Origin of the sequence: Burkholderia sp. MSMB1588 (assembly GCF_001546925.1) — a bacterium.
Classification (GTDB): Bacteria; Pseudomonadota; Gammaproteobacteria; order Burkholderiales; family Burkholderiaceae; genus Burkholderia; species Burkholderia humptydooensis.
In genome coordinates, this window is record NZ_LNJS01000001.1 from 65414 (window position 1) to 78207 (window position 12794).

General features: G+C 69.7%; 9 protein-coding genes. 6 read left to right on the plus strand and 3 right to left on the minus strand.

Going from position 1 to position 12794, the window contains the following annotated elements:
• The 5 genes from gudD (at position 1) to WS92_RS12065 (ending at position 6203) form a co-directional block, all read left to right on the plus strand.
• Entirely contained in the window at positions 1-1362 is a 1362-nt protein-coding gene (gudD, locus tag WS92_RS12045; RefSeq protein ID WP_171845248.1) for a glucarate dehydratase, read from the plus strand.
• Between the two features lie 28 nt (positions 1363-1390).
• Complete coding sequence (gene garD, locus WS92_RS12050; RefSeq protein ID WP_015600196.1) at positions 1391-2992, plus strand: galactarate dehydratase; 1602 nt, start codon at positions 1391-1393, stop codon at positions 2990-2992.
• A 2-nt stretch (positions 2993-2994) separates the two neighbouring features.
• Positions 2995-3864: an NAD-dependent epimerase/dehydratase family protein gene (locus WS92_RS12055; protein WP_059930634.1), complete on the plus strand. Its 870-nt coding sequence runs from the start codon at positions 2995-2997 to the stop codon at positions 3862-3864.
• Between the two features lie 71 nt (positions 3865-3935).
• Positions 3936-4790 (plus strand): SMP-30/gluconolactonase/LRE family protein, encoded by an 855-nt coding sequence (locus WS92_RS12060; RefSeq protein WP_059930679.1) that lies wholly within the window; start codon positions 3936-3938, stop codon positions 4788-4790.
• Positions 4791-4892: 102 nt separating this feature from the next.
• On the plus strand, positions 4893-6203 hold the full coding sequence (locus WS92_RS12065) for an MFS transporter (RefSeq protein ID WP_059930632.1): 1311 nt from the start codon (positions 4893-4895) through the stop codon (positions 6201-6203).
• 81 nt (positions 6204-6284) lie between these two features.
• Here the strand turns inward: WS92_RS12065 and WS92_RS12070 are convergent, their stop codons facing one another.
• Both WS92_RS12070 and WS92_RS12075 read right to left on the minus strand, forming a co-directional pair.
• Positions 6285-7703, minus strand: a complete 1419-nt coding sequence (locus WS92_RS12070) for a coniferyl aldehyde dehydrogenase (RefSeq protein WP_059930630.1) — start codon at positions 7701-7703, stop codon at positions 6285-6287.
• Between the two features lie 34 nt (positions 7704-7737).
• Positions 7738-9417 carry an isovaleryl-CoA dehydrogenase gene (locus tag WS92_RS12075; protein ID WP_059930677.1) on the minus strand — a complete coding sequence of 560 codons (1680 nt, stop codon included), beginning with the start codon at positions 9415-9417 and terminating at the stop codon, positions 7738-7740.
• Positions 9418-9651: 234 nt separating this feature from the next.
• Between WS92_RS12075 and WS92_RS12080 the strand changes: the two genes are divergently transcribed.
• Positions 9652-11298, plus strand: a complete 1647-nt coding sequence (locus tag WS92_RS12080) for a GMC family oxidoreductase (protein ID WP_059930628.1) — start codon at positions 9652-9654, stop codon at positions 11296-11298.
• A gap of 34 nt (positions 11299-11332) precedes the next feature.
• Here the strand turns inward: WS92_RS12080 and WS92_RS12085 are convergent, their stop codons facing one another.
• On the minus strand, positions 11333-12793 hold the full coding sequence (locus tag WS92_RS12085; RefSeq protein WP_059930626.1) for a flagellar hook-length control protein FliK: 1461 nt from the start codon (positions 12791-12793) through the stop codon (positions 11333-11335).
• Position 12794 lies beyond the last annotated feature (1 nt).

The following is a 12794-nucleotide window of genomic DNA, read 5'->3' on the forward strand; positions in this document are numbered from 1 at the left end:
ATGGAGACACTCGTGATTCGAACCGAATTGAGCCCTGCGGCGACGCCTGTCGTGTCCGACCTGCGCGTCGTGCCTGTCGCCGGGCGCGACAGCATGCTGTTGAACCTGAGCGGCGCGCACGGACCTTTCTTCACGCGCAATGTCGTGCTGATCCGCGACAGCGCGGGCAATACCGGCGTCGGCGAAGTGCCGGGCGGCGAAGGCATTCGGCGCACGCTCGAGGAGGCGCGCGCGCTCATCGTCGGCCAGCCGCTCGGCCGTTGGCAGGACGTGCTCAATACGGTGCGCGCGCGCTTTGCCGATCGCGACGCGGGCGGCCGCGGCTTGCAGACGTTCGACCTGCGCATCGCGATTCACGCGGTGACGGCACTCGAAGCGGCGCTGCTCGACTTGCTCGGCCAGCATCTCGGCGTGCCCGTCGCCGCGCTGCTCGGCGAAGGCCAGCAGCGCGGCCGCGTGCCGATGCTCGGCTATCTGTTCTACGTCGGCGATCGCAAGCGTACCGATCTCGACTACCGCAGCGAGACCGACGCTGGCGACGCGTGGTTTCGCCTGCGCAACGAAGCGGCGCTCACGCCCGATGCGATCGTGCGCCTTGCCGAGGCCGCGCACGCGCGCTACGGGTTTCAGGACTTCAAGCTGAAGGGCGGCGTGCTGTCGGGCGACGATGAAATCGCCGCGGTGATCGCGCTCGCGAAGCGCTTTCCGAACGCACGGATCACGCTCGATCCGAACGGCGCGTGGCCGCTGCGGGAGGCGATTCGCCTCTGCCGCGACAAGGGCGGCGTGCTCGCGTACGCGGAAGATCCGTGCGGCGCGGAGAACGGCTACTCGGGCCGCGAAATCATGGCCGAGTTCCGCCGCGCGACGGGCCTGCCGACGGCGACCAACATGATCGCGACCGACTGGCGCCAGCTCGGCCACGCGATCAGGCTCGGCTCGGTCGACATTCCGCTTGCCGATCCGCATTTCTGGACGATGCGCGGCTCGGTGCGCGTCGCGCAACTGTGCGACGAATGGGGGCTCACGTGGGGCTCGCATTCGAACAATCACTTCGACATTTCGCTCGCGATGTTCACGCATGTCGCGGCGGCCGCGCCCGGCAACATCACCGCGATCGACACGCACTGGATCTGGCAGGACGGCCAGCGCCTGACGCGCGAGCCGCTGCGCATCGAGGACGGCCACGTCGCGGTGCCGCAACGCGGCGGGCTCGGCGTCGAGATCGACGAGGACGCGCTGGCCGCCGCGCACGAGCTGTATCTTAAGCACGGCCTCGGCAGCCGCGACGACGCGGCCGCGATGCAGTACCTCGTGCCGAACTGGACGTTCGACAACAAGCGCCCTTGCCTCGTGCGCTGAACGAAGCAGACCCTTCATGGAGCATTCGATGCAGGAATCCACATTGACCGACGACACGCGCACGCGAGCGGAGCGCGCGCTGACGATTCGCGTGCACGACAGCGACAACGTCGCGATCGTCGTCAACGCGCGCGGGCTGCCGGCCGGCGCGACGCTTGCCGACGGCACCGTGCTCGTCGAAGGCGTGCCGCAGGGGCACAAGGTCGCGCTCGCCGATCTCGCCGAGGGCGACGCGGTGATCCGCTACGGCGAGGTGATCGGCTACGCGGCGAAGCCGCTGCCGCGCGGCGCTTGGGTCAACGAGCACGCGGTGAAGCTGCCGCTCGCGCCCGCGCTCGACGAGCTGCCGCTCGCGACGCGCGCCGATCCCAGGCTGCCGAAGCTCGACGGCTACACGTTCGACGGCTATCGGAACGCGGACGGCACGGTCGGCACGAAGAACGTGCTCGGCATCATGACGAGCGTGCAGTGCGTCGCCGGCGTGACCGACTACGTGGTCGCGCGCATCAAGCGCGAGCTGCTGCCGCGCTATCCGAACGTCGACGACGTCGTCGCGCTGAATCACTCGTACGGCTGCGGCGTCGCGATCAACGCGCCGGCGGCGATCGTGCCGATCCGCACGTTGCAGAACCTCGCGCTCAATCCGAACTTCGGCGGCGAGGTGATGGTGATCGGCCTCGGCTGCGAGAAGCTCGTGCCGGAGCGCCTCGTGCCGGCCTCGCTCGCGCCCGGCGGCCGCATTCCGATCGAGGTGGCGGGCACCGCCGATTCGCCCGTGCTTCGTCTGCAGGACGAAGCGTTCGACGGCTTCGGCGCGATGGTCGACGCGATCATGCGGATGGCGGACACACGCCTCGAACATTTGAATCGTCGCCGTCGTGAGCCGTGCCCGGCGTCCGATCTCGTCGTCGGCGTGCAATGCGGCGGCAGCGATGCGTTTTCGGGCGTCACCGCGAACCCTGCGGTCGGCTTCGCGGCCGACCTGATCGTGCGCGCGGGCGGCACCGTGATGTTTTCCGAAGTGACCGAAGTGCGCGACGCGATTCATCTGCTGACGCCGCGCGCGATCGACGAGGACGTTGGCCGCGCGCTGTTGCGCGAGATGGCGTGGTACGACGCTTACCTGTTGCGCGGCGAGACCGACCGCAGCGCGAATCCGTCGCCGGGCAACAAGACGGGCGGGTTGTCGAACGTCGTCGAGAAGGCGCTCGGCTCGATCGTGAAGTCGGGCACGAGCCCGATCGTCGACGTGCTCGGCCCCGGCGAGAAGATGCGCCGCAAGGGGCTCGTCTTCGCGGCGACGCCCGCGAGCGATTTCGTGTGCGGCACGCTGCAGCTCGCGTCGGGCATCAACCTGCAAGTGTTCACGACGGGGCGCGGCACGCCATACGGCCTCGCGATGGCGCCCGTCGTCAAGGTGGCGACGCGCAAGGCATTGAGCGAGCGCTGGCACGATCTGATCGATCTCGATGCGGGGCGCATCGCGACCGGCGAGGCGAGCATCGCCGACGTGGGCTGGGAGCTGTTCCATTTGATTCTCGACGTCGCGAGCGGCCGCCGCCAGGTGTGCGCCGACAAGCTCGGGCTGCACAACGCGCTCGTCCTGTTCAATCCCGCACCGGTGACCTGATCATGACCGACCTCCAGCATTCGAACCAAGATGCGAGCGCGGCGGGCGACGACCCGCTCGACGGCGTCGTCACCCACTGCGGCCGCATCCTGCTCACGGGCGCGGCCGGCAATCTCGGCCGCGTGCTGCGCGAGCGGCTGCGCCGCTACGCGGATGTCGTGCGCGTCTCCGACGTCGCACCGCTCGGCGACGCGCGCGCCGGCGAAGAGTGCGTGCGCTGCGACCTCGCCGACGCGGCGGCTGTCGACGCGCTCGTGCGCGACGTCGACGTGATCGTGCATTTCGGCGGCGTGTCGGTCGAGCATCCGTTCGACACCGTGCTGCCCGCGAACATCGCGGGCACGTATCACGTGTACGAAGCCGCGCGCCGGCACGGCGTGCGCCGCATCGTGTTCGCGAGCTCGAATCACGTGACGGGCTTCTACGAGCAGGGCGAGCGCATCGACACGGCCGCGCCGCCGCGGCCCGACGGCTACTACGGCTTGAGCAAGGCGTTCGGCGAGCAGCTCGCGCGGTTCTATCAGGATCGCTACGGAATCGAGAGCGTGTGCATCCGGATCGGCTCGTCGTTCTCCGAGCCGAAGGATCGGCGGATGCTCGTCACGTGGCTCGGCTACGACGACCTCGAGCAACTCGTGCGCCGCGCGATGTTCGTGCCGCGCGTCGGCTGCACGATCGTCTACGGGATGTCGGCGAACCGCGATGCGTGGTGGGACAACGCGCACGCCGCGCATCTCGGCTACCGGCCGACGCAATCGAGCGAGCCGTGGCGCGAATCGATCGAGCGCACGCTGCCGCCGCTTGCCGACGACGATCCGGTGCGCCGCTATCAGGGCGGCGCGTTCGTCGCCGCCGGACCGTTCGGAGGCTGACGCTCGTGCGCGCATCGGCATCGGCATCGGCATCGGCCTTTGCATCTGCGTCGATCGAACGGATCGGCGACATGCGCTGCGGCGTCGGCGAAAGCCCAGTGTGGCACGACGGCGAGGCGGCGCTCTACTGGACCGACATCACGGGCTGCGCGCTGTGGCGTTGGGAATCCGAAACGAATCGCGCGCACGCGTGGCCGCTGCCGGAGATGGCGGGCTCGATCGCGCTGATCGCGGGCGGCGGGATCGCGCTCGCGATGCAGACCGGCGTCTACCGCGTGCCGCGGCCGGCGCCGGACGTGCCGCTGCCCGAGCCCGCGTTGCTCGCGCGCGTCGCGCACGCGGCCGACGGCATGCGTTTCAACGACGGCCGCTGCGATCGGCAGGGACGTTTCTGGGCGGGCACGATGACGTGCGACACGTCGCTCGCGCGCGCGTCCGGCAGGCTTTATCGGCTCGATGCGAGCGAACGCGCGCTCGCCGCCGAATGCGACGCGCTGATCGTGCCGAACGGCCTCGCGTTCAGTCCGGACGGCCGCACGATGTACCTGTCGGACTCGCACCCGGCGCGGCGGATCGTCTGGGCGTTCGACTACGACGTCGACGCCGGACATCCGCACGGGCGGCGCGTGTTCATCGACATGAACGCGCACGCGGGCCGGCCCGACGGCGCGGCCGTCGACGAGGACGGCTGCTACTGGATCTGCGGCGTCGACGCGGGATGCGTGCATCGCTTCACGCCGGACGGGCTGCTCGATCGCAGCATCGCGGTGCCCATCGCGAAGCCTTCGATGTGCGCGTTCGGCGGCGCGCGGCGCGACACGCTGTTCGTCACGTCGATTCGCACCGGAGACGATCCGCTGTCGGGCGCGACGTTCGCGCTCGATCCGCACGCGCGCGGCCTGCCGGAGCCCGCGCTGCGACTCTGATTCGGTGCGCGCGAGCCGCGGCGCGCGGCTCGCGCGAGCATGTGAAGACATACGACGACGTACAACGACATACGACGACATACGACAAAGGACGGAGACACCATGAGCGGAAAACGGATCGGCAACGTGCGCTGGTGGATGATCGGGCTCGTGACGCTGGGCCTCATCGTCAACTATCTCGCGCGCAACGCGCTCGCGACGGCGGCGCCCGAAGTCAACAAGCTGTTGGCCATCTCGACGCAGCAATACGGCTACATCGTCGCGTCGTTCCAGGCGGCATACATGGTGATGCAGCCGATCGCGGGCTACGCGCTCGATCTGCTCGGCACGAGGGTGGGCTTCGCCCTCTTCGCGCTGGCGTGGTCGCTCGTCTGCATGCTGCACGGCACGGCCGGCAACTGGATCGCGCTCGCCGCGTTTCGCGGCCTGCTCGGAATCACCGAGGCGGCCGGATTTCCGTCGGCGCTGAAGGCGACGTCCGAGTGGTTTCCCGCGCACGAGCGCTCGATCGCGACCGGATGGTTCAACATCGGCTCGTCGCTCGGCGCGCTGATCGCGCCGCCGCTCGTCGTCTGGTGCATGCTGCACGGCAGTTGGCGCATCGCGTTCGTCGTCGTCGGCGCGATCGGGCTCGTGTGGAGCGCGCTGTGGTTCGCGTTCTATCGATCGCCCGCGCAGCAGCCGCGCCTTCGCGCCGCCGAGCGCGACTACATCGTCGCCGGGCAGGAAGCGCCGCGCACGGATGCGGCGAAGCCGTCGTGGAGCGCGATCGTCAGGAGCCGGCGCTTCTGGGGGCTCGCGATTCCGCGCTTCTTGTCCGAGCCCGCGTGGCAGACGTTCAACTTCTGGATTCCTCTGTATATGGCGACCGTGCGCCACATGAACCTGAAGGAGATCGCGATGTTCGCGTGGCTGCCGTTCCTCGCGGCGGACCTTGGCTGCCTGTTCGGCGGCTATCTCGCGCCGTGGTACCGGAAGCGTTTCGGCACGACGCTGATCGCGTCGCGCAAGATGGTGATGGCCACGGGCGCGCTGTGCATGATCGGGCCGGCGTGCATCGGGCTCGCGACGAGCCCGTACACCGCGATCGCGCTCTTCTGCATCGGCGGCTTCGCGCATCAGACGCTGTCGGGCGCGCTCTACACGCTCGCGTCAGACGTGTTCGGCCGGCACGAAGTGGCGACGGCGACGGGGCTCGCGGGGATGTCCGGCTATCTCGGCGCGACGCTCTTCTCGCTCGCGGTCGGCGCGCTCGTCGCCGTCGTCGGCTACGATCCGCTGTTCGTCGCGCTGGCGGCGTTCGATATCGTCGGCGCGATCGTCGTGTGGACGCTGCTGCCCGACGCGCAGCCCCGCGCACCGTCGAACGCCGCGCCCGAGCATGCGCGCGCGGCGTCGAGCGCGGGCAGTTGAGCGGCGCTCGCGCACGCGAATCCCGCAGGAAAGGGCCGCGCGCGAGCGGCCCTTCGTGCGTCATGCGCCGGAGAGCGCGCGTCAGAACTTCAGCATCAGCTTGAGGATGGCCGCGAAGCGCTTGCCGTACGGCGGCGCGATCATCGCGCGCGTGTTCAGGCGCGGCTGCGTGAGCACGGGCTTCATCTTCGAGAACGTGACGAAGCCGTCGTAGCCGTGGTACGCGCCCATCCCGCTCGCGCCGACGCCGCCGAACGGCAGCGTGCCGCATGCGATGTGCATCAGCGTGTCGTTGACCGTCACGCCGCCCGAGATCGTATTGCGCATCACGCGCTCGACGCTCGAACGGTCTTCGTCGAACAGATACAGCGCGAGCGGCCGCGGGCGCGCGTTCACGTAGGCGATCGCATCGTCGAGCGTGTCGTAAGGGACGATCGGCAGCAGCGGGCCGAAGATCTCTTCCTGCATCAACTGCGACGCTTCCGGCGCCTGCGTGACGAGCACGGGCGGCAGGCGGCGCAGCGCGGGATCGGGCGCGGCGTCGGTGAGCGGGTGGAGCTGCGCGCCGCCCGCCTGCGCTTCGCTCGCGAGCCGCTGCAGCCGCGCGAAGTGGCGCTCGGAGATGATCGACGTGTAGTCCGGGTTCGTCGGCAGATTCGGATAGAGTTTCGCCATCCGCTCGCGCGCCCGCGCGACGAATTCGGCCTCCCGGCCGCGCGGCACGAGCACATAGTCGGGCGCGATGCAGGTCTGGCCCGCGTTCAGCGTCTTGCCGGTGACGATCGCGTCGACCGCCGCGTCGAAGCGCGCGCGCGGCCCGACGATCACGGGCGACTTGCCGCCCAGCTCGAGCGTGACGGGCGTGAGGTTCTCGGCGGCCGCGCGCATCACGTGACGGCCGACGTTCGTCGAACCGGTGAAGAGCAGGTGATCGAACGGCAGCCTGCTGAACGCGGCGCCGATTTCGGCATCGCCGTTGACGACCGCGACGTGATCGCGCGCGAAGGTCTTCGCGATCAGTTCCTCGAACAGTTGCGACGTGCGCGGCGTCAGTTCGGACATCTTGACGATCGCGCGATTGCCGGCGGCGAGCGCGCAGATGAGCGGGCCCGCGGCGAGCAGCACCGGGTAGTTCCACGGCACGACGATGCCGACGACGCCGAGCGGCTGCGGCATCACCTTCGCGCGCGCGGGGCGCAGCCACTTGTTCATCGTCCGGCTCTTCGGCTTGATCCAGCGCTTGCCGTGCTTGAGCGCTTCGTCGATTTCCTCTTTCGCGAGCCAGATCTCGGACATCAGCACTTCTTCCTTCGCGCGATGGCCGAAGTCCGCATGGATCGCGGCCGCGAGCGCGTCGCGATGGTCGAGCAGCATCTTGCGCAGCGCGCGCAGATGGTCGGCGCGCGTCGCCCACGACGGATACGGCGCGCGCAGATACGCGGCGCGCTGGTCGCGCAACAGCGCGTCGAGCGTGGCCAAGCCGGGCAGATCGTTCTTCATGGCGTCTCCTGTGCGATACGGGTGTGGCCGGCATTCAGGCCGGGAACGCCCGCTCGATGAGCGCGGCGTGATCGATGGTGGCCGGCAGCGTGCCGAAGACGCGTCCGGTTTCGCTGCTGGCGTTGCCGAAGCGCGTGGCGACGAATGCCTGCGCGACGGCGGAGGGCCCGTCGCGCAGCAGCAGCGAGGCCTGCGCGACGAGTGCGATGCGTTGTGCGATCCGGCGCGCGCACGCTTCGCGCGGCTCGGGTTCGAGCGACAGCAGGCGCGTCAATTCCGCGAGCGCGTCGGCAAGCGGCGCGCTGTACCGCGCCGCGTTGCGCCATTCGTCGAAGAGCGCGGCGGCCGCGTCGGGCTCGCGCTCGATCGCGCGCAGCACGTCGAGGCACATCACGTTGCCCGAGCCTTCCCAGATCGAATTGACCGGGGCCTCGCGATAGAAGCGCGCCATCGGCCCGGTCTCGACGTAGCCGTTGCCGCCCCATACTTCCATCGCTTCGCCCGTGAATTCGAGCGTGCGCTTGCAGACCCAGAACTTCGCGGCCGGCGTGACGATGCGCCGCCAGCCGCGCGCCTGCGGCGAGCGCGCGGCCGCGTCTTCTTCGAACGCGTGCGCGAGCCGCATGAAGAGCGCGGTCGCCGCTTCCGATTCGAGCGCCAGATCGGCGAGCACGTTGCGCATCAGCGGCTGCTCGGCGAGCAGGCGGCCGAATGCGCTGCGATGCCGCGCGTGATGGATCGCCTGCACGAGCGCTGCGCGCATCAGCGCGGCGCTGCCGATCACGCAATCGAGCCGCGTGTAGTTCGCCATCTCGATGATCGTCGGCACGCCGCGCCCTTCGTCGCCGATCATCACGCCGTACGCGTTCAGGAATTCGACTTCGCCGCTCGCGTTCGAGCGGTTGCCGAGCTTGTCCTTCAGGCGCTGCACGTGCACCGCGTTCTTGCCGCCGTTGGGCGAAAAGCGCGGCACGTAGAAGCACGAGATGCCCGCGTGCCCGGACGTGCGCGCGAGCACGAGATGCGCGTCGCATTGCGGCGCGGAGAAGAACCATTTGTGACCGACGAGCCGATACGCCTGCCCGCGCCCTGCCGCGCCGAGCGGGTACGCGTGCGTCTCGTTGCTGCGCACGTCGGAGCCGCCCTGCTTTTCGGTCATGCCCATGCCGACCATCATCGAGCGCTTTTGCGGCAGCGGCACGTCGCGCGCGTCGTGCTCGCGCGCATACAGCTTGTCGCGTAGCGTCGCAAAAAGGGCCGGTTCGTGTTGCAGCACCGGAATGCTCGCAAACGTCATCGTGAGCGGGCAGAGCGAGCCGGATTCGAGTTGCGCATGCAGGAAATAGCCGGCGCAGCGCGCGGCCATCGCGCCCGGTTGCGGCTCCGAGAACGGCAGCGCGTGCAGCCCTTCGCCGCGCAGCAGCGCGAGCAACTGGTGCCAGCTCGGATGGAATTCGAGCGCGTCGATCCGCTCGCCGCGCGGGCTGTGCGTCGCGAGCTCGGGCGCATGCCGGTTCGCGAGCTCGGCGAGCGCGAGCGCATCGGGCGTCGTCAGCGCGGCGCCGTCGCGTGATAGCGCCGTTTGATGCCAGCTCGCGTCGTACCGTCGAACGGCATCGACGAGCGCGGCATCCGTTTCAAACGCGTTGTAATCGGAAAGCGGCGGCGCCTGGTTCGTCACCCGGTGCGTCGCCGTCATCAGGTTTTGCTGCATGCCTTTGTCTCCCATTTCGCGGGGCCCGGCTTCTGTTGACCGCGTCCTCCGCGCGAGGCGAATCCGGTCATCTTAAATTTAGTTCACGCCGACGTTTAGAGGAATCGCTCTTGAGTCGGGATGTCCCGGCTCGTTTTGCGTTCCTAAAATGCGCGAACATGACAGGCCTCATCCGGCGGTCTCGATTGCGATTCCAGTCGCCGGTGCGTGGATGACAAAACAGGGAGACGTGACATGCAGTACGACTACATTATTGTCGGGGCAGGGTCGGGCGGCGCGAGCCTCGCGGGTCGCCTGGCCGACGCGTGCCCGGATGCGACGATCGCGCTGATCGAAGCGGGCGGTCACACCGAACGCAATCTGCTCGTCAACATGCCGGTGGGGATCGCGGCGCTCGTGCCGTTCAGGCTCGGCACGAACTACGGCTACGAAACGGTGCCGCAGCCGGGCCTGGGCGGACGCCGCGGCTATCAGCCTCGCGGCCGCGGGCTCGGCGGCTCGAGCGCGATCAACGCGATGATCTACACGCGCGGCCATCCGCACGATTACGACGAATGGGAGCGGCTCGGCTGCACCGGCTGGGGATGGCGCGACGTGCTGCCGTACTTCCGCCGCGCCGAAGGCAACGAGCGCGGCGCGAACGAATGGCACGGCGCGGACGGTCCGCTCACGGTGTCCGACCTGCGCTTCCATAATCCGTTCTCCGAACGATTCATCGCGGCCGCGCACGAAGCGGGCTATCCGCTCAACGACGACTTCAACGGCGAGAATCAGGAAGGCGTCGGCTTCTATCAGGTCACGCATCGCGACGGCGCGCGCTGCAGCGTCGCGCGCGCCTATGTGTACGGCCGCACGCGGCCGAACCTGCACGTGATCGTCGATGCGACGGTGCTGCGCGTCGTGTTCGACGGCAAGCGCGCCACGGGCGTCGAGCTCGCGCGCGGCGGGCGCGTCGAGACGCTCGGCGCGCGCGCGGAAGTCATTCTGTCCGCAGGCGCGTTCAATACGCCGCAACTGCTGATGTGCTCGGGCGTGGGTCCCGCCGCTCAGTTGCGCCGTCACGGCGTCGCGCTCGTGCACGATGCGCCCGACGTCGGCGAGAACCTGATCGATCACATCGATTTCATCATCAACAAGCGCGTGAATTCGTCCGAGCTCGTCGGCATCTGCGTGCGCGGCGTCGCGAAGATGACGCCCGCGCTGTTCAGCTACCTGTCGAAGCGCGAAGGGATGATGACGAGCAACGTCGCCGAGGCGGGCGGTTTCATCAAGAGCGACCCCGGCCTCGATCGCCCCGATCTGCAACTGCACTTCTGCACGGCGCTCGTCGACGACCACAACCGCAACATGCACTGGGGCTTCGGCTATTCGCTGCACGTGTGCGCGCTGCGGCCGAAGAGCCGCGGCAACGTCGCGCTCGCGAGCGGCGATGCGCGCGTCGCGCCGCTCATCGATCCGCGCTTCTTCAGCGACGAACGCGATCTCGAACTGCTCATCCGCGGCGCGAAGGCGATGCGCCGGATTCTGTCGGCCGCGCCGCTCGCGTCGCAGGGCGGCCGCGAGCTGTATACCGACCCGGGCGACACCGACGCGCAGTTGCGCGCCGCGATCGTCGCGCACGCGGACACGATCTACCATCCGGTCGGCACGTGCCGGATGGGCACCGACGCGCGCGCCGTCGTCGATCCGCAATTGCGCGTGAAAGGGGTGGACAGGTTGCGGATCGTCGATGCATCGGTGATGCCGACGCTGATCGGCGGCAACACGAATGCGCCGACCGTGATGATCGGCGAGCGCGCGGCGGATTTCATCGTGGCCGCGCGCAACGGGCAGGCCGCGGCCGTTCCTCGCGAGCGGGTCGCGGCGACGCACGGCGGCTGATGCGCGCCGCCGCGAGATGCCGCGGGCGCGACTGTCAGGCGAACGTGTCGACCATCCCGACGGTGCGCTGCGTCGCGCCGCTGGAAGATGCCGCCGCCGCGTCGCCGGGCGCGGCGTCGGCCGTCGATGTGCCGGACGCGCGCCGCGCCGCGGAGCCGTCCGGCGATTGTCGTTGCGGGGTTTGCTGCTGCTGTGCGGACGCAAAGCCGCCGTCGCTGACGCTCGCGCTGCCGAGCCCGAGTCCACCCGCTTCCATCGCTTCGCGCAGCTTCGGCAGCGCGGCTTCGACCGCTTCGCGCACTTGCGCGTGCTGCGATACGAAGAGCGCATGCGCGTGATTGTCGGCAACGCGCAGCACGACTTGCAGCGGTCCGAGGTCGGGCGGATTCAGCGTGAGCTCCGCGCTCTGCTGATGCGCGTTCGACAGGAACACGACCTTCTGGCTCAACGCGTCGGTCCAGTCCGGCGTGCCGACGGGCGGCGCGAGCGACGGCGCAGCCGATGCCGCCGCGGCGTTCGCGTTCGCGGCGAGCGCGGCGGGCGCCGTCTGTTGCAGCGCGGCCGGCGCGCTCGACGCCGCGAGCGTCGAGCGGGCGGAATCGGCGGCGTCCCGCAGCGCGGCGAGCGCGCCTGACGCGTCGGGCCGGGCGGCGTTCGCCGCCGCGTTCGCGATTGTGTTTACGTTCGCCGGGTTTGCGCCCGAAGCGTCGGCAAGCGCCGCTTGCGCGGCGGGAGCCTTCGCGCCCGCGAGCACCTTGTCGAATGCGGCGCCGTTCGCGGCAAGCGAGGCGGGCGCGCCGCCGCCCCGGCCCGCCGGCTGCGCGGCCGGCGCGCTCGTCCGGCCGGCGCCTGTCAGCTTGCTCAACGCCGCGTTCAGCGCATCGCCGACCGGCGGCTGCGCGCCGGCGGGCGCGGACGAATCGGCGTCGCCGTTGGCGGCGGCGTTCGTCGCGGGCGTCGTCGGCGGATGCGCGGCGTCGCTCGCGCCCGCTTGCGCGGCGGCGGCGGTCTGCGCGGCCTGCGCGGCCTGCGCGGCCTGCGCATCCGGCCGCGCCTGCAATTGCGCTTGCAGCGATGCAGCCGCGGCGAGCGTCGCGGCATCCGCTGATGCAGACTGCGTCGCGTTCTTGTCGTCGTCCTGATCGTCCGGCTTTCCGGACGCCTTCGCGTTGTTCGCGCTCGCCGTCGTCTGCCCGCTCGCGCTCGGCGTGGAAGCGTTCGCGGCATTGCCCGTCGCGGTATCTGTCGAGGCATTCGTTGCGGGTTTCGTCGCGGCATTCGTCGCATTGCCGGTGTTTGGCGCGCCGGCGCTCGCGTTCGCCTGGCGCTGCGTCTGCACGCTTTGCCTGAGCGTCTGCGCGAACGGCGCGGCGGACGATGCGTCGCCGGACGGCGCGCCCGATGCGCCGGACGCGTTCGCCGCGGCGCCGGCCGACGACTTGACCATCGCGCTCGCTGCGCCGAGCAGCGTACCGATCAGGGGAAGAGGAGGCATG

What these genes read in the sequence shown, in the direction of transcription:
- WS92_RS12075 (WP_059930677.1), bottom strand. Translation starts at nt 9,417, where the DNA reads ATGCAGCAAAACCTGATGACGGCGACGCACCGGGTGACGAACCAGGCG.
- WS92_RS12070 (WP_059930630.1), bottom strand. Translation starts at nt 7,703, where the DNA reads ATGAAGAACGATCTGCCCGGCTTGGCCACGCTCGACGCGCTGTTGCGC.
- garD (WP_015600196.1), top strand. Translation starts at nt 1,391, where the DNA reads ATGCAGGAATCCACATTGACCGACGACACGCGCACGCGAGCGGAGCGC.
- WS92_RS12085 (WP_059930626.1), bottom strand. Translation starts at nt 12,793, where the DNA reads ATGCCTCCTCTTCCCCTGATCGGTACGCTGCTCGGCGCAGCGAGCGCG.
- WS92_RS12080 (WP_059930628.1), top strand. Translation starts at nt 9,652, where the DNA reads ATGCAGTACGACTACATTATTGTCGGGGCAGGGTCGGGCGGCGCGAGC.
- WS92_RS12055 (WP_059930634.1), top strand. Translation starts at nt 2,995, where the DNA reads ATGACCGACCTCCAGCATTCGAACCAAGATGCGAGCGCGGCGGGCGAC.
- WS92_RS12060 (WP_059930679.1), top strand. Translation starts at nt 3,936, where the DNA reads ATGCGCTGCGGCGTCGGCGAAAGCCCAGTGTGGCACGACGGCGAGGCG.
- gudD (WP_171845248.1), top strand. Translation starts at nt 1, where the DNA reads ATGGAGACACTCGTGATTCGAACCGAATTGAGCCCTGCGGCGACGCCT.
- WS92_RS12065 (WP_059930632.1), top strand. Translation starts at nt 4,893, where the DNA reads ATGAGCGGAAAACGGATCGGCAACGTGCGCTGGTGGATGATCGGGCTC.